Annotated in this window: 21 protein-coding genes and 1 tRNA gene; 10 read left to right on the forward strand and 12 right to left on the reverse strand. The window is 44.2% G+C overall.

Annotated features, from left to right (window positions below):
* Positions 1–1,125: 1,125 nt before the first annotated feature.
* The 3 genes from ABWV55_RS06200 to ABWV55_RS06210 all read left to right on the forward strand — a co-directional run bounded on the left by ABWV55_RS06200 (position 1,126) and on the right by ABWV55_RS06210 (position 5,953).
* Positions 1,126–1,323: a chlorophyll a/b-binding protein gene (locus tag ABWV55_RS06200; protein ID WP_353291271.1), complete on the forward strand. Its 198-nt coding sequence runs from the start codon at positions 1,126–1,128 to the stop codon at positions 1,321–1,323.
* Between the two features lie 804 nt (positions 1,324–2,127).
* The gene (mfd, locus tag ABWV55_RS06205) at positions 2,128–5,706 is read left to right on the forward strand and encodes a transcription-repair coupling factor (protein ID WP_353291272.1); all 3,579 of its coding nucleotides are present in this window, start codon (positions 2,128–2,130) and stop codon (positions 5,704–5,706) included.
* A gap of 85 nt (positions 5,707–5,791) precedes the next feature.
* A complete protein-coding gene (locus ABWV55_RS06210) occupies positions 5,792–5,953 on the forward strand; it encodes a hypothetical protein (RefSeq protein WP_353291273.1) in 162 nt (53 codons plus the stop codon).
* 80 nt (positions 5,954–6,033) lie between these two features.
* Here the strand turns inward: ABWV55_RS06210 and ABWV55_RS06215 are convergent, their stop codons facing one another.
* The 4 genes from ABWV55_RS06215 to ABWV55_RS06230 are packed head-to-tail and all read right to left on the reverse strand — an operon-like array spanning position 6,034 to position 9,615.
* On the reverse strand, positions 6,034–7,398 hold the full coding sequence (locus ABWV55_RS06215; RefSeq protein WP_353292633.1) for a S41 family peptidase: 1,365 nt from the start codon (positions 7,396–7,398) through the stop codon (positions 6,034–6,036).
* 36 nt (positions 7,399–7,434) lie between these two features.
* Positions 7,435–8,631, reverse strand: a complete 1,197-nt coding sequence (ispG, locus tag ABWV55_RS06220) for a (E)-4-hydroxy-3-methylbut-2-enyl-diphosphate synthase (RefSeq protein ID WP_353291274.1) — start codon at positions 8,629–8,631, stop codon at positions 7,435–7,437.
* Positions 8,632–8,653: 22 nt separating this feature from the next.
* Positions 8,654–9,217: a uracil-DNA glycosylase gene (locus tag ABWV55_RS06225; RefSeq protein WP_353291275.1), complete on the reverse strand. Its 564-nt coding sequence runs from the start codon at positions 9,215–9,217 to the stop codon at positions 8,654–8,656.
* Positions 9,214–9,615, reverse strand: coding sequence for a VOC family protein (locus ABWV55_RS06230; RefSeq protein ID WP_353291276.1), 402 nt, complete (start codon positions 9,613–9,615; stop codon positions 9,214–9,216). The genes ABWV55_RS06225 and ABWV55_RS06230 overlap by 4 nt, the downstream gene beginning before the upstream one ends.
* An 82-nt stretch (positions 9,616–9,697) precedes the next feature.
* Between ABWV55_RS06230 and ABWV55_RS06235 the strand changes: the two genes are divergently transcribed.
* Both ABWV55_RS06235 and ABWV55_RS06240 read left to right on the forward strand, forming a co-directional pair.
* Positions 9,698–10,876 (forward strand): pyridoxal phosphate-dependent aminotransferase, encoded by a 1,179-nt coding sequence (locus ABWV55_RS06235; RefSeq protein WP_353292634.1) that lies wholly within the window; start codon positions 9,698–9,700, stop codon positions 10,874–10,876.
* A gap of 149 nt (positions 10,877–11,025) precedes the next feature.
* Positions 11,026–11,712, forward strand: coding sequence for a GDSL-type esterase/lipase family protein (locus tag ABWV55_RS06240; RefSeq protein WP_353291277.1), 687 nt, complete (start codon positions 11,026–11,028; stop codon positions 11,710–11,712).
* Positions 11,713–11,911: 199 nt separating this feature from the next.
* On the opposite strand, the gene ABWV55_RS06245 is transcribed toward ABWV55_RS06240, so the two are convergent.
* Positions 11,912–12,640, reverse strand: coding sequence for a DUF92 domain-containing protein (locus ABWV55_RS06245; protein WP_353291278.1), 729 nt, complete (start codon positions 12,638–12,640; stop codon positions 11,912–11,914).
* Positions 12,641–12,728: 88 nt separating this feature from the next.
* On the opposite strand from ABWV55_RS06245, the gene ABWV55_RS06250 reads away from it, so the two are divergent.
* The gene (locus ABWV55_RS06250) at positions 12,729–13,166 is read left to right on the forward strand and encodes a hypothetical protein (protein ID WP_353291279.1); all 438 of its coding nucleotides are present in this window, start codon (positions 12,729–12,731) and stop codon (positions 13,164–13,166) included.
* On the opposite strand, the gene ABWV55_RS06255 is transcribed toward ABWV55_RS06250, so the two are convergent.
* Positions 13,156–13,887: a 16S rRNA (uracil(1498)-N(3))-methyltransferase gene (locus tag ABWV55_RS06255; protein ID WP_353291280.1), complete on the reverse strand. Its 732-nt coding sequence runs from the start codon at positions 13,885–13,887 to the stop codon at positions 13,156–13,158. The genes ABWV55_RS06250 and ABWV55_RS06255 overlap by 11 nt on opposite strands.
* Positions 13,880–14,329: a DUF3531 family protein gene (locus ABWV55_RS06260; protein WP_353291281.1), complete on the reverse strand. Its 450-nt coding sequence runs from the start codon at positions 14,327–14,329 to the stop codon at positions 13,880–13,882. The genes ABWV55_RS06255 and ABWV55_RS06260 overlap by 8 nt, the downstream gene beginning before the upstream one ends.
* Positions 14,330–14,367: 38 nt before the next feature.
* On the opposite strand from ABWV55_RS06260, the gene ABWV55_RS06265 reads away from it, so the two are divergent.
* Both ABWV55_RS06265 and hslO read left to right on the forward strand, forming a co-directional pair.
* Positions 14,368–15,006 carry an ABC transporter ATP-binding protein gene (locus ABWV55_RS06265; protein WP_353291282.1) on the forward strand — a complete coding sequence of 213 codons (639 nt, stop codon included), beginning with the start codon at positions 14,368–14,370 and terminating at the stop codon, positions 15,004–15,006.
* A 14-nt stretch (positions 15,007–15,020) separates the two neighbouring features.
* Entirely contained in the window at positions 15,021–15,941 is a 921-nt protein-coding gene (hslO, locus tag ABWV55_RS06270; RefSeq protein WP_353291283.1) for an Hsp33 family molecular chaperone HslO, read from the forward strand.
* Here the strand turns inward: hslO and ABWV55_RS06275 are convergent.
* The 4 genes from ABWV55_RS06275 to ABWV55_RS06290 form a co-directional block, all read right to left on the reverse strand.
* Positions 15,938–16,633, reverse strand: coding sequence for a CPP1-like family protein (locus tag ABWV55_RS06275; protein WP_353291284.1), 696 nt, complete (start codon positions 16,631–16,633; stop codon positions 15,938–15,940). The genes hslO and ABWV55_RS06275 overlap by 4 nt on opposite strands.
* Positions 16,634–16,677: 44 nt before the next feature.
* A complete protein-coding gene (locus ABWV55_RS06280; protein WP_353291285.1) occupies positions 16,678–16,899 on the reverse strand; it encodes a hypothetical protein in 222 nt (73 codons plus the stop codon).
* Positions 16,900–17,022: 123 nt separating this feature from the next.
* The gene (locus ABWV55_RS06285; protein WP_353291286.1) at positions 17,023–18,669 is read right to left on the reverse strand and encodes a peptide chain release factor 3; all 1,647 of its coding nucleotides are present in this window, start codon (positions 18,667–18,669) and stop codon (positions 17,023–17,025) included.
* A 9-nt stretch (positions 18,670–18,678) separates the two neighbouring features.
* Positions 18,679–19,392 carry a class I SAM-dependent methyltransferase gene (locus tag ABWV55_RS06290; RefSeq protein ID WP_353291287.1) on the reverse strand — a complete coding sequence of 238 codons (714 nt, stop codon included), beginning with the start codon at positions 19,390–19,392 and terminating at the stop codon, positions 18,679–18,681.
* 24 nt (positions 19,393–19,416) lie between these two features.
* Between ABWV55_RS06290 and nrdJ the strand changes: the two genes are divergently transcribed.
* Positions 19,417–21,804 carry a ribonucleoside-triphosphate reductase, adenosylcobalamin-dependent gene (nrdJ, locus tag ABWV55_RS06295; protein ID WP_353291288.1) on the forward strand — a complete coding sequence of 796 codons (2,388 nt, stop codon included), beginning with the start codon at positions 19,417–19,419 and terminating at the stop codon, positions 21,802–21,804.
* A gap of 1,217 nt (positions 21,805–23,021) precedes the next feature.
* A tRNA-Ser gene (locus ABWV55_RS06300) sits at positions 23,022–23,108 on the forward strand.
* Positions 23,109–25,177: 2,069 nt separating this feature from the next.
* Here ABWV55_RS06300 and ABWV55_RS06305 read toward each other — a convergent pair.
* Positions 25,178–25,387 carry a hypothetical protein gene (locus tag ABWV55_RS06305; RefSeq protein WP_353291289.1) on the reverse strand — a complete coding sequence of 70 codons (210 nt, stop codon included), beginning with the start codon at positions 25,385–25,387 and terminating at the stop codon, positions 25,178–25,180.
* Positions 25,388–26,139: the final 752 nt, after the last annotated feature.

A 26,139-nucleotide genomic window follows, 5' to 3' on the forward strand; every position in this document is an offset into this window, starting at 1 on the left:
TTAAGATGTAGAAGAATAATTTGGATTATTTATAATGCTTTTAAGAGCTAGATTAATTTAATTGTTAATATTAGATAGATATTTAGCAATAATCATGAATTATAAACTATTGACGAAAGAAAAACTACGTATTGTAATAGACAACTGCAAAAAATTTTTAAATATATTCTTAACAAAAGATTATATATCTCAGCTGGTAAGAAGTAAACAACATTTAACAGCTATATAAAACATCAGGATTTACTTTTAAAGCGAAAATATTAAGATATTGCAATAATAAATTAAATCTTTATCAGATTTTACCTTTTTTAGGATCCAATAACTGATTATTAGTTAACAATTCTCGCGATAATTGCCTCAAGAATAATCTTATTAAGGAAATATCAGAATTCATACCTACTAGTTTCACACTAGTAATCAGTGATCTTACTATTACCTAAAGGTAATAAAGTAGATAAGGTTAAAGATTATTATTTAGATAAAATCTTATATAAGAATATCAGCTTATCTTTATCTTAATTAGTAACAATCATCAGTTTTCTGGCCATTGGCTAAAAATATTTTGATATTAGTCTCTACTAAAACTTTTAGAATAACTAAGTATTAAAAGTTGCAATTTTTCCATAGATTCACTGTTTTTATTTAACATTATCGACACAATATTAACTGATATATAAAACTTAAAACTAATTAATAGCTTTGAATCAAGATTCTGCGTTTAATGTGGAGCTACTTATTTTTTCAAAAGCAAAATAATACATTCAGGCTATTTAAATATATTATAAAGGATAATATTAAATTTTTAAGTTAAAGGCATATATCTATGCTCTGAATATCAAAGATTTAATCTTTTAATGGTAATACTTTATAAAAGATTCAGATATAAAGGTAGCTAAGCTGAAGTAATGTAATTAAGTACATCTTAAGCTTAATAGATATTTGTTGGCACTATATTTGAGCTTTGGATTAATTTATATGTGCTTGTTTGGATTATTATCTGATAGCTAATTATAATAGGATGTTTAAAATCACTACCAAACGAAGAAGATATAAACGCTTGGTGCGGGAAACCGCACTTTATTCGATAAACTGTATCTTAATATTTGTACACGTAATAAATTCGCGATGTCTTCTTCATCCTCTAACGACTCTTGGTACCAGGACGTTACAGCAACGCAAAACGGATCTGAACATTTTGAGAAGGCTGAGCTTCTTAACGGTCGGCTCGCCATGCTAGGACTGGTCATTGGGCTTTTCACGGAAGCGATCACTAGTCGCGGAATTGTGGACCAAATTGTTTTCGGTATCTTCGGTTGTAATTGACCGATGACATTTACTACTCAAGATTTAATCGTTTTGTTTGCCAGCTTTGGTACAGCGTTATTTGCTTTAAACATTTATAAAATTCTTATTACATCGAAGACTTAAAATTTCCTGGTATTATCATTGTGTATACATATTGCAGTCTTTTGCATGTTACAGTACTGAACTACGTCAATCTTAGCTCGGTGAGGAGTAGTCTTTAGTGCATATGAATGGTACCTAAGATTGATAAAAACTAAAGTGAGCTTTTAAAATATTTCTACAAGCAGAAGGTTTTGTTTGGTGGAATTAGCAACAAGTAATCATAAGCCTAATAGTAATATGATGCTACTAAAGTTGAAATCTTACAAGCTAAATGTTCAGCTCTCTAATTCCAAACAATTTATATTTGTTATAATAGTAACACTTAACTAAACGTCTCATCGGGTCTTGACCTAGTTAAGATTAACATTCAAATTATTCTTGCTTACAAACTCTTATTTGAGTGCTGGCATCTTTGATCTGCTTTTGGTTATGCAGATTGCAAATAGAGTAGTATCACGATATTTCGCATAATCAGTATCTAAGCGTAAGGTTGGTAGTATTAAACTTTTGTATAATCAAACTAATCTGATTATTTTGCTTTGAGTATCTTTAAAGATAACATTTATTGATGCAAAAGTTGTTAACATGGCTATATGATATGTATCTACAAGAAGAACTGTTTTTTATTCAATTAACTAGAATGAGCACTAACCTTGTTCAACGTGGTCAACGCTTCTCGTCTTTGAGTTGCGAAAATTAAGCATCTTCGTCTTATCTTCCATGACTCTCCGATCTTTGGTGCGTCAACTTCGTGAGGCGGCATTGACCGGCAAGTTGTTAGAGCGCAGTAGACGAGCCGATAGGCTATTAATACGTGGGGCTGGTAGAAATGGCCGGGCGCTTGTAGCCAGCGCCATGGCTCAAAAAGGTGGAGCGCTACTCTTAGTGATAGTTCCAACCCTTGAGGAGGCCGGACGTTGGGCCGCCCTTCTTGAGTTGATGGGCTGGCCTAACACCAGTCTCTATCCTACAAGTGAGGGATCACCCTACGAACCTTTTGACCCTACAAGTGAAATTGTCTGGGGACAATTACAGGTGCTTAGTGACCTGTTGAGTAATTCTGAGAGCGAAGGGTGCGCCATCGTCGCTACAGAGCGGTGTCTACAGCCCCATCTTCCACCACCACAATCTCTAAAACAAACCTGTCATGTCCTCAAACGTGGTGACGAAGTTGACTTGGAACAACTTTCCTCAACTCTTGCGAGACTTGGTTATGAACGAAGCTCCACCGTTGACCAAGAGGGCACCTGGAGCCGTCGCGGAGACATTATTGACATTTTTTCAGTTAGTAGTGAACTACCAGTGCGTCTTGAGTTCTTCGGAGAAGAGTTGGTTAAATTACGGGAATTTGATCCGTCCACACAACGGTCATTAGACCCAATTGATGTAATTAGGCTGACTCCAACTGGGTTTAATCCCTTAATTGCTAATCGGCTGCGTGAGACGATGCCAGACGGTGTAGTTCGGTTGCTTGGGGAGCAGGATACAGAGAAACTTTTAGAAGGCGGAACTCCAGAAGGCATGAGACGCTTAATGGGACTGGCTTGGCAGCAACCGTCGTCTCTGCTCGATTATTTACCGCAAAGCACCACGGTGGTGATTGATGAACACCGTCGTGGTCTTGCTCATGGTCAGCAGTGGTTGGATCACGCTACCGAGCACCATAAGGAAATGGCCTCAGAAGCGGGTTTAAGCGATAAAGAGCGTGAGTTGTTCTGGCCCGGTGTTCTCCACCGAGATGTCAAAGATGCTTATGCCTTGGCGGAGACATTTGATGGATTTGAACTAGCCGAACTTATAGAAGAAGACAAACACCCCAATTCATTTGATCTAGCCAGCAGACCCGTTCCCGCCTATCCAAATCAATTTGGAAAACTTGGAGAACTGATCAAGGGTTTTCAAACGGATCGGATTGCCGTCTGGCTTGTATCAGCACAACCAAGCCGTGCTGTTGCTCTATTGGAGGAACATGACTGCGCTAGTCGTTTTGTACCAAATGCCGGGGATATCCCAGCGATTAGTCGACTAATCGCTCAAAATACCCCTGTTGCACTGAAGGCTAAGGGGCACGCAGAACTTGAAGGCATGTTCCTTCCCGCTTGGCGCATTGTTCTAGTTACAGATCGAGAGTTTTTTGGGCAACGGGCATTAGCCTCTACCGGTTACGTTCGACGTCGACGCAAAGCCGCCAGCCGAACGCTAGATCCCAACAAAATGCGTCCTGGCGATTTCGTGGTGCATCGGAACCATGGAATCGGGCTTTTCAAAGCGATGGACAAGATCGCCGTATCTGGTGATGTTCGTGACTACCTTGTTGTTCAATACGCTGATGGGATTCTTCGAGTAGCTGCTGATCAGCTCGGCAGCCTTGGCCGTTATCGGACCCTTAGAGAATCGCCACCTTTGCTCAGTCGAATGGGGGGGGAGACTTGGATCAAGGCTAAAGAGCGCGCCAGAAAAACCGTTCACAAGGTTGCTCTTGACTTGGTGAAACTTTACGCCGAACGAAAACAGTCGAAAGGCTTTGCTTTCCCAACCGACGGCCCTTGGCAAAGGGAACTCGAGGACTCATTTCCTTATGAACCAACACCAGATCAGCTCAAGTCCACAACAGATGTGAAACGCGATATGGAGAAGGCTGAACCCATGGATCGCCTGGTGTGCGGCGATGTTGGCTTCGGGAAAACCGAGGTTGCAATTCGGGCAATTTTCAAAGCGATCACTGCAGGAAAGCAGGCGGCAATGCTAGCTCCCACCACCGTATTGGCACAACAGCATTGGCGAACCCTCTCAGAACGTTTCGCCCCATACCCTATTAAAGTAGCCCTGCTTAATCGTTTTCGTACTACCTCCGAACGCAAGACAATCCTTGAAGGATTGAAACAGGGCACCATTGATGTAGTAGTTGGCACCCATCAGCTGCTCGGCAAAGGAACCAGTTTTCAGCAGCTTGGCCTGTTGGTGATTGATGAGGAACAAAGATTTGGCGTGAACCAAAAAGAAAAGATTAAGGTGCTACGTAAGGACATTGATGTCCTAACGCTGTCCGCAACTCCGATTCCGCGAACACTTCATATGAGTTTGTCCGGCGTGCGAGAGATGAGCTTGATCACAACACCACCACCACTTCGCCGACCCATTAAGACGCACTTGGCTACTCTTGATCCTGAAACCATTCGTAGCGCGATTCGTCAAGAGTTAGACCGTGGTGGCCAAGTGTTCTATGTGGTCCCGAAGGTAGATGGCATCGAAGATGTAGCCAATAGCCTCCGGTCAATGCTCCCAGACCTCAAACTTTTAGTGGCTCATGGCCAAATGGCTGAGGGGGAACTGGAAAGTGCAATGGTGGCCTTCAATGCTGGCGAAGCCGACCTGATGCTTTGTACGACGATTGTTGAAAGTGGCTTAGATATCCCTCGGGTTAATACGATCTTAATTGAGGATGCGCATCGCTTTGGCTTGGCTCAATTGTATCAGCTTCGCGGTCGTGTCGGCCGTAGTGGAATCCAGGCTCATGCTTGGTTGTTCTATCCGAGCAGTACTTCGTTAAACAAAAGTGCGAGACAGCGACTCCGAGCTATCCAGGAGTTCGCAGAACTTGGAAGTGGATATCAATTAGCCATGCGCGATATGGAAATTCGTGGGGTAGGCAATCTGCTTGGAGTAGAGCAAAGCGGTCAAATGGAAGCCATCGGTTTTGATCTCTATATGGAAATGCTTCAGGAGTCGCTAGCAGAAATTCAATGTCAAGACATCCCAAAGGTGGATCAGACACAGGTAGATCTGCCGGTGACAGCCTTCGTTCCCGCTGAGTGGATCAAGGATCCAGACGAAAAAATCTCGGTTTACAGAGCAGCCGCTGACTGTACATCATCAGAGGCTTTAGTGGAGTTGGCCGCAAGTTGGGCAGATCGTTATGGAGCAATACCTGCTCCCGTTCAGTCTCTATTGCAATTGATGAGACTCAAGCTTCTAGCGAAACGTTGTGGCTTCTCGAGAATCAAACTAGAAAAGCCAAACATTGTCTTAGAAACCCCCATGGAAGAACCAGCATTTCGCCTGTTGCGGCAGGGGCTGCCGCAACACCTACACGGTCGCTTTGTGTACCAGGTGGGTTCTGGTACGCAACATAAGGCGTTAGTGCGTGGACTAGGCATGCTTCCAATAGAGAAGCAGCTGGAACAGCTTATGGAATGGCTCAAACTCATGGTATCTCAAATCCCAGATATTAATGGGCTCACATCTGCTCAAAAAGAGCTCCAGCAGTCAGAAAAAAATAACAAGGTTTTAAGAATTTAGACCAAACTGGTTAGATTTTTCTGAGAGAAAACCTCACAGGCACGCAATTCTTTGTTACGATTAATTTAGTTTAAGAGGTAGTTCCATGGGCGAGTTCATCGAAGTTGGTGCCGGTGGATCCTCTTTTCAAGTGGTCAGCGGCGTGTTTTGCGTTGCAGCGATTGGTCTGTACGTCTGGTTAAAACCCGATGCCTCGGACGACGACGACTCCAATGGCGGCGGCGGTCTAATGCAACCAATTGCCTAGCTTATAGGGTCTTTCAACCTAATGCATTGACATTATCCTTTAATATTTATTAGTTGTGTTAAGTCCCAGTTCTTAATACGTCAAGGGAAGAGGCCAATAACAGCACTTGATCCTGATCTACTTGGTAGATTATTCTTATCGGTTTTTGTTTTGACGATATCTATATATTTTAAGAGAATAATTTCAGCATCACGATACTGACTATCCTTTGAAGTCCCTAGATCTTTAATTGTTAGGTCCTTGAGTTCTTCTTTGCTCATTGAAACTTCAAAATCTGGTTTGATACCATTCTTATGAATGTCTGTTCCTTTGGGAGTAAGGTATTTGGCAACAGTTACAGTCACGCCTGATCCGTCTGAAAGTCTTCGGACAGCCTGTACCAACCCCTTACCGAAAGTTTTCTGTCCGACCAGTTTCGCCCGTGAGTTGTCCTGAAGAGCGCCCGATAAAATCTCGCTAGCACTAGCTGATCCTTGATCGATTAAAACCACCATTGGTTTATTTGTAATAGCGCTACCTGTAGCGCGTCGTACATCACTAATACCCTCTCGCGTTCGTGTACTCACAATGACTCCTTTGTTTAGCCATTGGCGAGCGATATCAACACTGGCCTCCAGTAGTCCACCAGGGTTGCTACGCAAATCAAGGACGTACCCTTCTGCACCCTGTTGTTCAAGACTTCTTGCAGCCTCACGCATTTCTCGTGAGGCATTTGCATTGAATTGTTTCAAGCGAATGTAACCAATTTTGCGTTGATTAGGGGTTGTATTAAGTGTTGATGTTACTGCATTAATCTCAATCCGAGCCCGTGTTAGTAACAGGTTTAAGACTCGATCGCTGCGGCGAAAACCAAGCACAACATCCGTACCTTCTGGACCTCGAATTAGTTTAACAGCATCCTCAATGCTCATCCCTTTGGTGGAAACGGCATCAATACTTACAATCACATCTTTGGATTGAACACCTGCCCTAAAGGCCGGTGTTCCTTCAATTGGAGAAACAACTATTAACTCTTTCGTTATTTTATCGAGACTGAGTTGAATTCCTACACCCATCAATTCTCCAGAGGTATCGATCTGCATCTCCTTAAATTGTTTAGGATCTAAAAAACGCGTATATGGATCATTGAGACTGGCTAGCATGCCACGGATAGCCTCATATGACTCGGTACTGTCTGCAAAAGACTGTTTCAAAAGACTGTGACGTAATTGACGCCAGGCAATTTCATCGTACTCACCACTTGAATCAAGGTAATCTCGATAGATAATCTGCCAAACCTGATCGATAACCTCCTTCGGACTATTAGTAATCGAGTCACCACCTGTGCTAGGGATTGTTAACCCTGGCATCCCAAGAACTACCGCTGTTGTGACACTGCCAAGCACGAACATTAAGAGCAGCGGAGTGGAACAAAGAATCGAACGCAAGCGCTGAGTCCCAGCCATTCCCCTCATTAGGACTGATTCCTTACTCTAGCTAGATTAAAAAGGATCAACCCAAAGCCCATCCTCTTTTATCAACTGAATTAGAGCTTGGACGCTCTTTGTCTCAGGAACTTTGCAAATTTCTTTACGACCTCGATAAAGTGCAATAACTCCTGGGCCTTTACCAACATAACCGTAATCAGCATCAGCCATCTCACCAGGACCGTTAACGATGCAGCCCATGACTGCAATATCAAGGCCTTTTAAATGAGACGTTGCGTCGCGAACTTTATGCAATACATCTTCGAGATTAAACAATGTTCGTCCACAGCTTGGGCAAGCAACATATTCAACCATCGTCTTGCGTAAGCCGAGCGACTGAAGGATTGAATAACAAACCAGAATCTCCTTCTCCGGAGCCTCAGTTAGTGAAACTCGAATGGTGTCGCCAAGTCCATCAGCTAACAGCGTTGCAATCCCAGCAGTGCTTTTGATCCTTCCATAGTCGCCGTCACCAGCTTCTGTAACACCGAGATGAAGGGGATAATTGAAACCCTCCTTATCCATGGTGGCCGCCATCAAGCGATATGCTGAAAGCATCACAGGTACCCGAGATGCTTTCATCGAAATTATGATGTTGTGGAAGTCAAGATTGTCGCAAATGCGCACAAACTCCATTGCCGACGCCACCATCCCCTCTGGCGTATCTCCGTAAGTAAATAACATGCGCTCGGCCAAAGAACCGTGATTAACACCAATTCGTAAGGCTTTATTATGATCACGCAAGAGCTTAACCAAGGGCTTAAATGTTTCCCTTATACGCTCGCCAATTTCTGCAAATTCTGTCCCAGAAAACTCTTGGCGATCAGGGTCTGGTTTATCAAAGACGAATAGACCTGGGTTTATACGTACTTTATCGACATGTTGTGCAACTTCGAGGGCGATTTTGAGCCCATTGTGGTGAACGTCGGCAACCAAAGGTACTTTATATCCTTTAAGTGAAAGTTGTGTCTTTATCTCACCCATAGCCTTAGCGTGGCCAATAGACGGTGTAGTGACGCGAACGATCTCACAACCCGCCTTAACGAGGCGGATAATTGCGGCGACCGAGCTATCTATATCAAGCGTGTCTTCGTTGATCATTGATTGCACTACTATCGGGTGCTTGCTTCCTACCGGGATATCACCGACCATCACGGTACGCGTGACGCGACGATGAATCTGGGTGTCGTAGCGCTGATCTAAGACGGTCATATTCATCCGTTCCAAAAGCACATTAAAGCTCGCACAGCTTCTGCCTAATGACCGTAAAGTCACGCCGTGTGAGTTCGATTGGCCCCTCCGCGTCTGTCGATGCATGACGCAGTAAATAAGCTGGGTGGAAGACTGGCATGACCGATCTTCCTTGCCAGAATTGCCATTGACCCCGTAACTGTCTCATAGCATCCCTCCTTCCTAGCAAGGCTTCTACAGCTGTAGAACCTGTGAGCACGATCACAGCGGGATCAACCAGAGCAATTTGCAAGTCGAGCCACGATCGACAGGCGGCAAGTTCGTTTTTTGTTGGACGTCGGTTGTTAGGTGGCCGGCACTTTATCGCATTGCAAATGTAGACATCTCGGTCGAGGTTAAAACCCACTTCAGACAACATCCGATCTAGGACTTTGCCCGATCGACCCACAAATGGAATGCCAAGTTGATCTTCCTGGGCACCCGGTGCTTCTCCAATCAGCATCAATCGGGCATCTGGATTACCGCGACTCAGTACTACGGTTTGCCGAGTTTTCGCCAAATCGCAAGCAGAGCAATCCAGACATTGATTCAAGTCAGATGCCGTCATGAAGGTTCTAGCGACTTGTGATTGGGAACCAGCAACAAAATCGCGTTGCCCTCAGGGTCAGCGATCCAAGACTCAGCACCGAAGACTTCCACCTGAGGTAGTTCCAGCACCGAAGCTCCGATTTCCAACGCATTCCTAACGTAATGACGCAGCTTGGAGAGAGGGGTTGCGTGAGCAGGAAATCGCAAGCAAGTAGACAGCACACGCCCTTGTCTTGGAAATGGGCGCTGACGAGAGGGCCGATAAATGTCGAGTCTCAAGCCACCATTAAGAATGAAGACTCGGTGATGATCAGTTTCTCCAGGACTGGGTTTTGCACCGAAAAGTTTCGCATAAAAATCGCTTAAAACACCCAGATTGCGGGCCGCGAGCACCAGGTTGATTGGAGTTGAGTTCATAGCCCGCGTAAAACAAGGTTGTCCGTGCACTGTTTAAGGCAAGATGAGACGTTTAAACGCGTCGCGGGAAGGTGCGTTGAGGATGTTGTCCCCCCCAGAGCTTTCCCATCGGGCTACAGCCCTAAAATCATCGCTGACCCTCGAGATCAGTGCTAAGGCTAAAGCGCTCCAGGCCGAAGGCCGCGATATTTGTAGTCTCAGTACCGGAGAACCCGACTTTGATACACCCAGATTCATTGTGGAAGCAGCTCGAGAGGCTCTCGCCCAAGGTGTTACACGTTACGGACCTGCAGCGGGTGATCCGGAACTCAGGTCAGCTTTGGCCGATAAGCTAAGTCAAGAAAACGGTATAGCCACTCACCCTGAGCAGGTCCTAATTTGCAATGGGGGCAAGCAAGCAGTCTACAACCTTTTCCAAGTCTTGCTGAATCCGGGAGACGAGGTTCTACTCCCTGCGCCGTATTGGTTGAGCTATCCAGAAATGGCTGCCCTCGCAGGTGCCAATACAGTTTTAATCCCTTCTACAGCTGCCGACGGTTTTAAGCTTGATCTCGATGCCTTAGAGGCAAGAATCACCTCCAGGAGCAGGCTTCTGGTGATTAATAGTCCCGGAAACCCCACCGGTCGCGTGATGCAGCGTCAGGAGCTAGAGGCGCTTGCAGAGCTTGTGGCACGCCATCCTAGGTTGCTTGTAATGAGTGACGAAATATATGAGTATCTACTTGGTGAAGGAGAGAGCCACATTAGTTTTGCAGCTGTTTCTGATGAGCTCAAAGAACGTTGTTTTACGGTGAACGGTTTCGCCAAGGGTTGGGCCATGACCGGTTGGCGTCTTGGATACCTTGCGGGTAACGCTTCGGTAATCAAAGCCGCTTCGGCTCTTCAAAGCCAGAGTACAAGCAACGTCTGCAGCTTTGCTCAAAAGGGCGCCCTTGCTGCGATTCAGGCTTCACGCAGCTGTGTTCAAGAGATGGCCCTCATCTACAACCACCGTCGCAGCCTTTTGATTGAAGGGCTTCGAGCGATACCGGGCATCACACTAATCCCACCAAAAGGTGCCTTTTATGCTTTTCCTCAATTACCCGATCACGTGAGCAATTCAATGGACTTTTGTCATCGTGCGTTGGAAGATGAGGGATTAGCGGTTGTCCCGGGTGTTGCATTCGGCGATGACAGCTGCATTCGTCTTTCGTATGCGGTGTCACATGGGACTATTTTAGACGGAATCAACCGTTTGAAGCGTATGCTCAGCAGCTACTAACCACTAACACTATTTCGCTGACAGCTTGTCTTCTGGTCAGTGGCAATTTACAATGCGTCGACCTTGGCTGGTGGGGCTACGGGTGCATGAGTAGGCGATAGCAGCAACGCTTGAACTGCAAGACTGTGTTGCTTTAGTGCTGGCGGCTCATGGGACCAAGACAGTTAGTCGTCCTAGGGGATAGCGGTGTTCTTGGCTGGGGTGATAGAGACTGTGGTGGTTGGTGCCAACGCTTGCGTATGGAGTGGATGCAGCTTCCATTGGCACCCGTTATTTATCCGCTCGGGGTTCGTGGAGATGGGCTTGAGCGGGTCGCTACCCGCTGGCGTCAAGAATGGAACTGTCGTGGCGAACTACGACGTCAACAACCAGATGGATTATTGCTAAGCGTTGGGCTCAACGATACGGCCCGTGTCGGCCGCATCGATGGTCGTCCTCAACTAGATGTAGAAGCCTTTGCTTTTGGGATTGGTCAACTACTGGCAGAGATGACCTCGGTAACCAGTGTTTTCGTTTTGGGGATCACTGCTGTTGATGAGCACGTCATGCCTTTCGCCGACTGTCTATGGTACAGCAACGCGCAGATACACGCCACAGAAGCAGCTTTAGCGGAACGCTGCCAGGAAGCCGACGTGCCGTTTTTGGCCATACATGAGGCAATGCAAGCTGAGCAGGAATGGTTGCGGTGGATGGAAGCCGATGGCATTCACTTGAATGCTAATGGTCATACCTGGATTTATCACGCGGTACGACGCTGGAATCCGCTTCTGCAATGGGCAGGTTTTCATGCCTTAAACATGCAAATACCTAATCAGTACATAGAGCCTGGCTGCTAAGGTAGCTAATCTACGGTCGTGAAAGTTTGGGCAAGTAAGAAACTAAATAGAGCTTGATCATTGGTCAAATGCACCCAAAAGTAGCCTTTGGTTGCCCTAAAAAACACCTTAGACTGGAGCTAAGACGGCAACTTCACCAACCGTTAACGTGGCGTGCTCGCTGATTAAAAATCTGCGCCTGCTAATTATGAGAGGTGCGTCAGCCAGCCAAAATAATAGCCGTTGTAGCCGCTAAGAGCGTTTGCAAGGCATTGACCAGCTCATTACTAAGCCAACCCACGCGATTTTGAACAATCGCTCCCAACAAACTTTCAGCGAGGGTAGCCAGCAAGCCCACCATCATCACTAAACCCGCAGCACCCAAACTCGGGATTAACTGGAGAGCCCACAGCACCATTGTCATCACAATACTGCCAACCACACTGGCAAGTGTTCCTTGAAGACTGATGGCACCCTCGGTCCCAGGGGTGACTGGCCGTAGCGAAGTGATTAACACTGTGGTACTACCCCATCGCTTACCGATTTCGCTGCCGAAGGTGTCGGCAAGCTTTGCGGCAAGACTGGCAGAAAAACCAATCATTAAAAGTATCTGTAGATCTGCCGCGTCCGGCGGCAAAGCAGCAATCCATAGGCCTAAAGCTGCTCCCACCGCCGCAGAACCCCATACATTTTCGGGCCCGCGGCGTCCGCCACGGGCTTCTGCTAGTCCACGTTGTTGCTTGTTCTTTAAGCCGATGTGTGTCGCCAAGCTGCCCAACGCTAGATAAATAACCACAGCCAACCAACCGCGCCAACCAAGACAACCCCACAACATCGTTCCAAGGACTGCGGCATGAACCCAACCCTTCGGTGTTAACAGAGGTATGCGCCGCGCTAGACTGATCAGGACTACGTTTACCAAAAGAGCTTGTATCCAAATCCAGGGCATCACGCTTGTTGAAGTGTTCTAGGTATCTTCTGAGAACAACTGCTACAGGGAGAGAATCAACGTAGATTTTCTACTATCGGTTGACCGGATGGTATTCAACAGCGACAAGAACTTTTTTCTAACTCTCGATGACAGTGCTGTACCGGCCAAGATTGACCTCCTGGAACGGCAGGTTGATGATGCTGATACAGAAACCATTCAGGAAATTTCATCACCGGCACCCACGTTGAAGGTGGCTCGTTCTGATCAGGACCCGCCGACAGAACCTATCTTAGATACCAGAGCTACGGCACAAGTAGCCCCGAGCCCAGAAGCTCCAGCCAATGACGTTATGCGTACGCTTACTACCGCTGAGGTTGTAGCTGCCGAACTTGCAGCAGCAGAGGCGGCGCGTCCGGAGGTAGTTTATACCACCTATGCGCCAAATAATCTATTTCCGGGAAATGGACTACGTCAAGGTAAACGTCGTCCCGGCGCTGCAATCAAGAACTTTCGTACTATCGCGGCAGATTTATTTAAGAGTTGATTTGCAGCTCTCTCCAACGAACAAGCTCGACGGCGCCTGCTATGGCAGCCGTCGAGCTTCGCAAAATAAAGGGACCAAGATGAACCAAGGATGCGGAATGAACAGTAAAACTTTCCTGTTCAGCCTCAGTCCATCCCCCTTCTGGACCCAAGATCAACCATATGGTTTGAAATGGATCGGCTTCACGGACTAACCAATCTCCTAAGGCCAAAACGTCGTGCGAGCGAGTCACGCCTACTGCTATTTGACCTGTAGTCTTCGCAAGCCAAGTTTCCAGTGAAGAGAGCTGTGCAATTTTTGGGCACCAAAGTCGCTCACACTGCTCCACTGCTTCCCGAAGAATGTTGTCCCAACGTTCCGGACGATACTCAGCATGAGGAACGGAACGCTCGCACTGAAGTGGCTGGATGACATCAATGCCCAACTCGCAGGTCATCCGCACGACATCATCAAAACCATGGCGAATCACGGACACCGCTACGCCAAGGGTTGGTCTCAAATTGTGTTGGTGTTCACATGACTGTGTATGGATCATGACCCGCTGCTTGTTCACAAGGGATCCCTCCCACAAATGACCACAACCATCGGTAATTGCTAAGGAATCTCCTGTACGAAGTCGCAAAACCCTCTTGAGATAGTGACTCTCATCTCGATTAAGCAACAAAAATCTTGTTTCAATCAAACGAGTGGGGGAAATCAGAAGTCGTTTAAGTTCAGCCACTAGTCGGGAAAATACTATCGGGATGGTTTTCTACAGGCCAATCCTCATTCACTCCACCCACGATTAACTCTTCTATCCGAACTACATCGGTATCAAGTTGGCGCAAGGTGTTAATCAAAACGTCGATGGACATACCATCACTTGTGCCAAGATCAATCCAACATCTCCCCCATTCCTGTCGGTATTCAAGTTGGCCCATGTTGTGCATGAGAGCCGGCATCACTGATTCCGCCTCCTCGTTGTTGTAATTGATCCAACTCAAACCAGCTCCTTCCTCGTGAACCTGAAGGTTTTCAGAATTGAATCCTCCGAGACGACCGATGACGTACCAGCTATCGAAAACACCATCAACATAATTGCGCTCGCCTTGGCTAAGAATCTCGGTAAATCGAAGCCAAAGCCAGCAATTAAAGGGATCAATCTCGCGAAAACGAACGTTCATGAACCCAACACAATTTCGTTATCATTCAAGCCGACATAATGCTCGAACTATCTGAGGTCACCTACGCACCAGCGACGGTTGCATCCCCGATACTACGCGGTGCAAGTTTTTACGCAGAAAAAGGGTGTCCGCTGTTGATTGCAGGATCCAGTGGCTCAGGAAAAACATCGTTATTGGAGGTCATCAGCGGATTGTCATCAGTACAGTCCGGGTCGATTTTCTGGCAGGGAAATGCAATGAGTCGACGCCAGCGTCGTGAACTTTGCGGCATGGTGTTTCAGTTTCCGGAACGCCACTTCCTTGGACTAAGCGTTAGCCAAGAACTTAGACTGGGTCACCGGCGCTTGGAGAGTGAGCGAGAGGATCGCGTGCTTCAAAACGTCGGTTTGCAAAACATCCCACGCAACACAGCACCAGAACTACTGAGTGGCGGACAACAACGCCGTCTGGCACTAGCTGTGCAACTTCTTCGCGGAGCCGAAGTCCTTTTACTAGACGAGCCGACAGCAGGACTAGACTGGTCCATCCGAACAGATGTATTAAATCTGTTGTCGGATTTGGCCCAAAACCAGGTGCTGATTGTGGTTACACATGAACCCGAACTGTTCAACTGCTGGGAATCACGTCGTTTGCTATTGCAAGACGGCCGGCTGACTCAAATGACTACATTGCCTTGAGCATCAGACTCGATATGGCCGACCGGCTGGTGAGGGCAACAGCCGCCGGGGGTGGCATCAGGCTTGTCGCGGTTTCAACAACAGAAGCCCTACGAGAAGCACAACAACGACATGGTTTGTCCCTTCTAACCACTGTGATGCTTGGGCGAGCAATGAGTGCATGCTTAATGCTTGCCAGTTCGATGAAAGCACGCCATGGTCGAGTGAACTTGCGGCTGGGGTCAGATGGTCCCATCAAAGGCTTGGTGGTGGACGCCGGACGCGATGGAACTGTTCGGGGCTACGTGGGGGAACCAGCGCTTGAACTAGATCCCGTGCGGGACAAGACCGGCCAATATAGTTTCGACTTCAAAGCTGCTGTAGGCACGGGATATCTTCACGTTATGCGCGACGATGGTAAAGGTGAACCCTTCACCAGCACTGTAGAACTGGTGGGTGGCGGAATCGGTGAAGATGTAGCATCGTACCTTCTGCATTCCGAGCAAAGCCCTTCAGGTGTGTTCGTGGGAGAACAACTAAATAACGAGGGAATACATTGCAGTGGTGGGTTACTAGTGCAGATCCTTCCCAAAGCGGCAGAAGAGCCAACCTTGGTGGAGCTTATCGAACAACGATGTCTTGAAATAGATAAATTTAGCCAGAAGCTTGCTACTTATAACAACAATCTTGAAGACTTAATCACTAACATATTTCCAGATCTTGATCCTCAACCTTTGTCAAATGTTGCTGAAATCAGCCAAACGGTTAGATTTACATGCCGCTGTACCCGCCAAAGGAGCGTAGCAGCTCTCCTACTCTTAGGACGTGCAGAACTGATGGAGATGTTGAAAGTAGACGGAAAAGCTGAAATAACTTGTCACTTCTGCAGTAACCGCTATGAAATTAATAGTGAAGAGTTGATGAATCTCATAAGAGATTTTCCTATTGCTGTTTAAGTAAGCAGCAGCGCAGTAAGCCATAACAACAGAGCAGCAGGCAAAGCCTGAATTTGCGGAGGTCTCAAGGAGAGCTGCTGGAGGGCTGTAGGAGATAAGGCCATCGTTAACAATGATCCAACTACCAACCCAATCAAAAGCGCTATGAGCGTCCAACCTAAAGAAGCTAGGGGCTGACGTCCTCTCCTGACTTGGCTAAGAAAAGCACCAATACTTGCTAAAGCTAGAACAAGTTGAACATTGGCTACTGAAATAGCAAGTAAGCCCAGGCCGACAAAACCTGCAATGATTCGAACGACACGACCCGGACCCTCAACCAAAGACCATTGAGGTGTCAGAGAAGCTAAAGATTGACTTGGATCTGAAAGATTTGTTCGCAGATTTTGCAGGACGCTAGTGCCGGGGAATGATGAGCCAGATACGGAAGCCGAACCCAAGCCTCCTTCGCGTTGCGATGCTGTTGCTGCCGCTGCGCTGATTCGTCCCTGCTGTCGATCGCGTAAACGAACCATCAAAACAGCGTCGTAAGCAGCTTCGATCCGAGCACAGGCTTTTTCATCGCCTTCGACTGCGGCCATACAGCGATCGCGAGCTGACTGAACTTGCTCAAAACTCGCCTCTCGACCTAATCCAAGATGGATATATGGATCATCTGAACCAAAATCAGCATTTGATTCGCTCACCGCTGCCATGACCTAAAATTGGTTCACTACTGACACAGAATATCGAGGCTTGCTTAGAATAGGGGAGTGCCGTGATGGTACCCCTCGCTGCGCTCTAATCGATGTCTACGGGTTTGAGCCTCGGCCCGGTTGAGCCACAGACGCCGCTTTATAAAAGGCATCTGAGGAGGTAGATGATATCCTTCCAGCACCTCAACAGGTTCATCAACACCGCGGAAGATCACGTAGTCCGTTCCACCATCGTTGCTGCGTCGTAATAACCAGAGGGTATCCAATTAGGATCACTTAAACAGTGTCCATTCTGGTGACGAAGAACCCTCGCCGTGGATGAATGCTTGCGAGGAACGTAGCAAAAACCCAACAAATTTAGTAACCAAGCTGATTATCGGCTCCCAAAGTCAAAGACCAATGGGTTCTGCCCCACTGACTACGGGAGCTACGTTACTTAATCGAAACTCAGGATGATCTTGACTGAGTTGATTGAGATTCCACTCATTTTTAAACAACAAAACCGGCCGATTCCAGGCATCTCGAACAGTTTTGCAATTGAAAATCCGACCTAGCTTTTTTAGCTCGGGCCAACCGTCTGTAACCCAACGAGCAACCTGAAAACCAAGTGGTTCTAAACAAGTTTTAACGCCGTACTCGTTTTCCAAACGATGTTGAACCACCTCAAGTTGAAGTTGTCCCACCGCAGCAAGGATCGGGTCACGTTTGCTCTCGTTAGTGTCGTAAAGAACCTGAACCGCACCTTCTTCTCTTAATTCATTGACCCCTTTGCGAAAATTTTTGAATGCTGAGGGATTTGGATTGCGCAACCAGCTGAAGATTTCAGGACTAAAACACGGAATCCCTTCAAACTCCACTTTTGACCCCACGTACAACGTGTCACCAATGGCGAACATTCCCGGATTGTTCAAACCAATCACATCTCCAGGATAAGCATCTTCAACAACCGCACGATCTTGACCAAATAATTTCTGGGGGCGAGACAGGCGAATTGTTCTACCACTGCGTGCGTGTTTCACTGTCATATCTCTTTCGAAACGGCCACTACAAATACGTACGAATGCCACACGATCTCGATGACGAGGATCCATGTTTGCCTGCAATTTGAATACAAACCCGCTGAAATCTTCACGAAGCGGATCGATGATCCCGTCACTACTTAACCGGGCAGTCGGACGTTGGGCTAATTCAAGAAAAGTATCCAGAAAGGTGCGGACTCCAAAATTTGTCATTGCTGATCCAAAGAACACAGGTGTCAACTCACCTGAATGCACCGCCTCTAAATCAAGATCAGCCCCAGCTGTTTCCAGTAGCTCAGTCTCCTCAACCGCCAGGTCAAGCAAATCTTCCTCCACCAAATCCCGAAGAATCGGGCTGTTCAACGACAACTTTCGTTCCTTGGCTTGTTGGCCTCTTACTGCTCTATTAAAGAGAATCACTTCACGGCTACGGCGATCAATCACACCGCGAAATTGATCGCCGCTACCGATGGGCCAGTTCACAGCCCAAGGTATAAGTCCAAGCTCAGATTCGATTTCGTCCAACAGGTCGAGCGGTTCGCGTCCTGGGCGATCCATCTTGTTAATGAACGTGAAAATCGGGATTTTTCTCATGCGGCAGACTTCGAATAATTTGCGGGTCTGCGGCTCAAGTCCTTTAACAGCGTCCTCCAACATCACAGCGTTGTCGGTAGCTGCCAAGGTGCGATAGGTATCTTCTGAGAAATCCTGGTGTCCAGGCGTATCAAGAAGATTGATCGTGATCTCGCCGTAGTCGAACTGGAGTACAGTCGAAGTAATGGAAATGCCGCGTTGCTTTTCGAGTTCCATCCAATCGGATGTCACTTTTCGTTGTTCACCCCTTACCTTCACAGCTCCAGCCTGTTGTATCGCGCCCCCGTAAAGCAACAATTTTTCGGTGAGGGTGGTTTTACCAGCATCCGGGTGGGAAATAATGGCGAAATTGCGACGCCGATCAACCGCCTTGGCCAAGTGCTGAACTAGATCAATATCCAGAGGGTCTGGGCTGCTACTCATCTGCTCTCGTCAATTTACTAAGCCTGACACCACTAGATAACGATCTTCCTCTGGCGTGGCCACTAAGTATTTCATTTCAGCCTTGCGAAGCTGATGGGTCACTTCTTCAGGAGTGTAAGCAGCGATAAGAGAGGCTGTGAAGTCTTGAACTAGCACTGATGGAGCATTTGGAAGTTGCCGTTGTTGCAAGCAATGCACTTCGGCCAAGGATGAAGGTCGACACAAATCACGGTGTAGCACACGGCAGCCAGATTTTCCAATAGCTCGGGTTGCCTTCCAGAGCAAACTTGGATCCTGCAAATGATGTAGAAGACTATTACTGACAATTAAATCTGCCGAGTTCTCAAATACAGAGATCGCTTCTTGTAACAAGAGACAGTGGAACTGTATATTACATGGGTGGTGAGAGCCCGCACGTCGTCGCGCTATGGCCAGCATTGGATCTGAACCATCGATTCCGATTAGCTTTGCACTCGGCAACAATTCAGCTAGACGGAATGTGATATTGCCAGGTCCACATCCCAGATCTACCACAGAAGGGTGTTTTGGTAGTGGACCCGTTTTAGCTAACAATTGTTCGATCCAGACCAGCACCTTGACATCTCCGCTGCTGAAATCGGCGGCCGCATAAGCTTCCACCTGTTCTGTAGTTGTCATTAACTCTGGCTCAGGAATGCGCTGTATCTGTTGCTGCCAAATTGGAGGATAGTTTGAGCTAGACACTACTGATGGTGGTAGAAGGAACTTATGCCCACCACGCGTGGGGTTAGTGTTTTTGCAATACTTGTACTCTTATTGCACGTGACACTGACGCCGAACCGCGTGGAGCCCGATGTAGAACACTGCCTTGGCCTTGACGAGTTTCCCACTACAGCTCCAGCTGCAAATCCGGTTTTTTATCGAACTTACAGTCGATGCACTCCTGAAGGACGGGAAAGCTGGGGCCAAGTCAGCTTAAGAAACCTTCATGGTCTTCACAAGCTGGGGAATCTTACAGAGGCCGAGATCGTCCTGATGGCACGAATGCAGGCCGAAAAGAAAGCCCTTCCATCTGGCCGGTGGCTGTGGATTGGAGGCACGCCTTGGATCGAACGGCCTGAGAACTTTTCCGGATCTTACAATTGCACCTCAACCAAGCTTGTGGATTGGAAAGCATTCGGTCTCATGATGGACCTTGCTATGATGGGCTGCGGTACGGGTGCCGTTATTGAACCGCGGTTCATTAATCAATTACCCATTATTCGGAACACTCTTACAATTCTCTCCGTCAGCGATATCGGAATCACCCCCCCCGGCTCACGGCAGGAGGCCTGTAGCCACAACATCAAAGGTAACAACGTCAAAATCAAGGTTGGTGATACTCGACGCGGTTGGGTCGATAGTTATCAGCTTTTACTTGAACTGAGCAGTGACCCTCGTTTCGAGAAAGGAATCATTGAAATTGAAATTGATCTGAATGATGTTCGCCCTGCTGGTGAAGCGCTGAAGGGCTTTGGTGGTATGGCTAACCCTGTCAAATTGAAGGATCTTTATGGCCGCGTTACCAGACTCCTTAACGGGGCAATTGGACGTCGACTCACTTCAGTAGAATGTTGTCTGCTGATTGATGAGGCTGCCGTTACAATCGTGGCTGGTAATATCCGTCGCAGCGCGGGCATGCGGCAGTTCGCTGATGACGATCACACAGCTGCATCAGCGAAGGATAACCTCTGGCAGCAGGATTCTAACGGCGATTGGCGAATCGATCCTGAGCGGGATGCACTTCGGATGGCTAATCACACTCGCGTGTATCACAGCCGTCCCAGCAAAGAGATGGTTCATGCTGCAGTCACAAAGCAGTTCATGTCTGGTGAAGGAGCCATTCAATTCGCGCCCGAGGCGATCGCGCGTTCCAACGCCGATTTACTTCGGACCCCTGAGTTGCATCGCGAATTTGTCGAGGTGTATTGCGATCAGGGACGTGAAGAAGCTGGTCTTTGGCTTAGGTCTAACTATGGTAGCATCAGCGACGCCGAGCTGGAACATCGCCTCAGTCGTTATGGTTTGAATCCTTGCGGCGAGATTATCGGAGCTGATTTTCACTGCAACCTAGCGGAAGTCCACCTCAACCGGATTGATCCTGATGATAACCAAGGACAAGCTGATGCTTTCCGGGCCGGAGCTCTTTCTGTTGCTTGCCTGTTGAATCATCGCTTTGAAGTAAAGCGGTATCGCCAAAGCCGTGAATGGGATCCCATTGTTGGTGTGAGCTTCACCGGTTTATTCGATTTCTTTGTTCATGCGTTTGGTACCGAATGGCTCACTTGGTGGGAAGCTGGTCGTCCTGACAATAAACAGGGATTTACTTTTAAAACTAAAGAGGCCAGATACCTAAGCTATTGGAAGCAAATCGTTAATGAAACTGTTTGGGAATATTGCGATCGTGAGGGTTTGCGCCGCCCAAATCGCTGCACCACAGTTCAACCAGCTGGCACTAAAAGCCTCCTCACAGGAGCAGCTCCCGGTTGGCACCCCCCTCAATCACAGCGTTTTATACGTCGTATCACATTCAAAAAGAACGATCCTGTCGCTATGGCTTGCGTTGATTACGGTTACACCGTGGTTCCATCCCAATCCGACAAAGATGAAGCAGGGCGCCTATTGAACGATCCATTTGATTCACGTTGTACCGAATGGCTAGTTGAAATCCCTACTGAAGTGAGCTGGGCAAATCTTCCCGGCGCCGACGCCATTAATATCAATAGTTTTTCAGCATTAGCGCAATTTAGCTTCTACATGCAAGTTCAGAAACATTACACTGCCCATAACACTTCAGCTACGATCGAACTTCGCTCGGACGAAATCGAGCCAGTTACCGAAGCATTATACAGATCGATAAATGAAGGTGAGGGGTATGTCTCTGTTGCACTCCTTGCGCGCTTTGATACTAGCAACGCTACTTTCCCCCGCCTTCCTTTCGAACCAATTGATGCAACAACTTACAAGCGGCTGCAATCCGACGTGATCCAACGACGGGTTAGCAACGACTTCTTTGAAGCGTTACAGCGTTACGATCAGGGCGACCTCATGGGGGCCGGTCCAGCTAGTTGCGATTCGGATAAGTGTCTATTTCCAATCTCGAAACCCGGTCGTTAGGTGAGCCTAAGTTTTATGATTAAAGCCATCAAAAATTCAAGAAAGCATTAATCCTAATTATATAATTAGGATTAACAAGGAGATAAACCTGTTTTTAAGAACTTAAGATAAGTCAAAAATAGTTTGTTCTGGAATACTATTTTATTTCAAAGCAATACATATCTAGACTATATATCATTCTTGTTTCTAAAAAGGTAGATTAATGACCGAACTAACAAAATATTTTTATGTATAAGTCTTAATCAAAAATTGTTAAAACTTAGCAGAGAAGCTTAAATGTTTATAATAACTTGATATAGTTTAGATACTAATCAAAGAAAGAGAAATTATTTTTAGTGAAAATAAGTTACAGCACAAAGGTATCAAACTTTTTAAGTAATTAATAAATTGCTATATGCTTTATGAATGTCCTTAACAAGGAAACGTTTGTTTATTTTTGAAACATTATTTCTATAATCTAGGAGATAAGATCACGATAATTATTAAAACTAATCAAAACTAGCATGAGGAATGAAAGCAAAAAAATAATTACTAGTAAAATTCTTTGATTTTTAAATACGGACTTAATACATTACTCTAGATATTTTAAATATAGTAGACAGCTTAGATGTTAATAATATATGCTATTAGCATCGTGAATGCAAGAGAAATCCTAATGTCTATCGACAAAAACTAATAGGTTCTAGATAAACTTGACAAATCTATTTACGTTCACTAATATAATTAGCATAAGGCTTTATACTTTCTGATTAGGTAATCATCTTGTAACAGCTAATTTAGGCTTAAAAGCCACAGCCAAAAATCGAATAGTACAAGAAGTAAATCTTGTATATAAGGCAGGTATGATTGATGTATTATATCTCTTGTTTTAAAGAGTTTTGGTTTCTGCAAATCTAAATAACGTTAATGCTCTATCTTCACTTGGTAGTCTTTTGCTCTAACCTCGAAGTGCGTAGAGAGACGGGGCAAGAATGCTTAAGAAAATAAAAGCTAAGAAATGGGTATTGTATTTTTTTAGATTAATTCAGCTTAGTAGCGACTTGAAAAGCGCTTCTAAATTTGGAAATGCTTGCAATAGAATTGCTTGAACAAACTACCTTGTAGCTTTCCTTTGCTTTAGTTACTAAGACCCTTGACAGATGCAAAGTCTGTGCCACAATGGACGACTAGGTACACTAGGGAATACCTATTGATCAAGTAGGTAGATGCCCTGGCCTGGAGAGGTGGTCGAGTGGTTTATGGCTCTGGTCTTGAAAATCAGCGTGTCTGCAAGGGCACCGTCGGTTCGAATCCGACCCTCTCCGCTCTAATAATATGGTATTAAGTCTAATAATATAGTATTAAGACCTAGAAATTTCTGAGTTTTTATCGTGTCGTTGCTGGATCAGACGACAATTGGTCAATATGGCTGAGCTCACTTGAAAATATTCAATGTATCTGACAGCAGAATAAGCTTTCTTTGGGAAAATAGCAAAAATTGATCGTAATAATGTCAAACTTCAGTTAAGATAATAAAGATAACTCACTTAGTATATAAAGACTTGCTAAGTGAGAAGACTATCTAAGAACTCGGAGCGTTAAAATAATCACAGATTATGAAATAATTATAATACTCGCATATCAAACGTATTAACAAAATAAATATTTGAGATGCTCATAAAACGTATTTTCTAGTATGCAGAAGCAATATTTTTTAGTTTGTGTCGGGATTTAGATAAATATTTTATTGATTAAGTAACTCAATAACTTAAATTCTTTGCAGTTTTTAATCAGTAAATAGTTCGAATCGCTCGTATAGTATATGCACCCTAATAAGTCAAGATAGTGTATCAACGAGGAAAAAGTTTAAGTATTGACATATTAAAGTTAAATTTTTATCTTATTATTCAAAAGTTTTTAACTTAGACGAGGTTAAATTAATTTAAGAGACCTGAGTATTTAAAACCAAAAAATTTAATACTTAATCTTTATTACTCAAAATATCTTAATTAAAATTTAATAAAATTAGTCGTCAAATCTGTACAGTTCTCAACGATCTTACTAAGATGCAGTTATTATTGGCTTATTTAAGCCTAGCTAAAAATTTTACTGAAATAGCCTTCAAAATAGTTATATTTAATTGATCAAAAAATGTAGGGTTGAACCTGCTAAATATCTGATAAATCTTTGCTTAAATCAAGAATTTTTACTCATTATTTTTTTATAGTTTTGAAAAAATTATCAAGCAATATAATTTCGTAGAGAGCATATACAATCAATACTTTTATCTCTAAAATCAAGAAACTGTACAGTTTATATAAGATTTTATTTGTCTATACAATGCAAATTACCATGACCTTCGGAGCTAGCTTTTACATGTTTTACAAGTAAATATTCTTTTGGCCCAAAAAAATCATCACTAATAATTAATATTAAAAAACTAAGTATTATTGCATCTTGCTTTAACTAATTGCTAACGTTTCAAGCTTCTGAAGGTATTGTAAAACCCGAAGAACCTCTAAAAATTACTTGATTCCTACTGCACACACAAAGCAAGAAATAGTTCGGGGTAATAGCCTATTTACAAGGATGTAAGATTGTTAACATTACAAAAATTCTTGTTCAAGCTATACACAGCTAGTTTGCTAAAATCTAAGGTGATTAAGGGACAGTGTAACATCAGTGTGGTTAACTCAGATATAAAGCTAACTCTGCCTTAAGTATCTTGTAAATAGTATCCCCGTTAATCACGACTATCGATTAAGTTATTCTACTTATTTCTGATGAGTCAAGCGGCTTTCTTGCCCCCGTATTGAACACTATTTTTATGGTAGATCTGAGAGATAGGTTAATGATAATGACAACTAAAATAACTATGGTGCTAAGATAATTTCCCTTAGAGTTTTCATAGCAAAAAATCAGTTAAATTATCAATCACTCTTGAGCAAACACAGAGTCGCTAACAGCAGTTAAAAACTGCAGTATTTATTTTATGCTTAATAAGTGTCTACACAAATTTTGGTTTAGCATATATTATTTTAGTAGTTTATGTAAGTAAAATATGATAATTATCAATTTCGTACACACAAATTTAGATAGTAGTTACCACTAATATATAGTAATTTAGATTTTATCGTTGCAGCTCTAATAGTTTAAGATGATTAATGTCCAGACATAAATTACTTCGAGCTTACAAGACTATAAAACCAAGAGAAATAATTTTTATGCAGTCAAAAGGAACCTGATCAAAACTGCGGGGCTAAATTTAAAGATCATCTATATGACGAATTCAAATACATTTAGGTTAAATTTTTATAATTGATAGTTAAGAATCTTTTCCTATATGGGGCCAAATCACATTAACCAGGAAAACTCTTTTCACTTGTAGCACAAATTAGATTAAACCAAGTGCTCGAAGAACATCAAGTCTAATCCCACCTAGTTTTGACCAAGCCCTTAAAGCATCGCTTTGTGAGAGATATGGTTTCCAATCATTTTCAACGATACGCCGCTGCATATGCCGAGCAATTCGTACAGCGACGGCATGATCACTAGGCACTGTGAGACGAATCGGTTTGCCGTTGAGTAAAAAAATTTTAACCATATGATTTTAACTTATACCTTAGTTTTTGTGTCATGGAGATGGCTGTTGATATTTTATTTTCTCAGCTTAGCCTCTATTGAAAAAATTGTTTGAAAATAAAATGATAATTTTTTAAAAAGATTTATGTAACCAAAAGCCAAGCACATATATTAATTAAATAAATATTAAATTTTTAAGCGTTAGAAAATTATTCACCAGATAGATATGATTTAAAAAGATATAATCTAGGGATTTAATAGTTTTAATTGAAAAATTAAGTCATGCAAAGATTGCATAATTTTATAATAAAAATTGTTGAGTGAGTCAAGCAACTTAAAATCTTTGACATACCTTATCTTAATAGATAGAATAAATAGAATAAAATATTCCATAAACAGATATAATAAAGCAATTAACTAATATTTTGTTATTAAATTACCTACTATTCATAATAGTATTTAGTATACAATGGTTAATAAGTAACTTAATATTAATTGATTAACTTTGGTTTAATAGATTAGTTAGTAGTAATTTTTAATTTATTTTGTGTGCTTATATTATCTAAGCTCAAAAATCACTAATAGCGAATTATAACTAAAATATTTTGCTTGATTATCTTTGAAGAATTGATTTAAATTTGACATCTGAATAAAATAATACTGCAGTTTTTACTGCTATAAAATTATTACTCAGAAGGGTTACCATTTAATATTAGAGAAACATTTATAAAAAATTTAAAAGATTGCCACTAATTTTTGTAAGTACTTTAATAA

The organism is Synechococcus sp. M16CYN (assembly GCF_040371545.1).
Taxonomy (GTDB): Bacteria; Cyanobacteriota; Cyanobacteriia; order PCC-6307; family Cyanobiaceae; genus Parasynechococcus.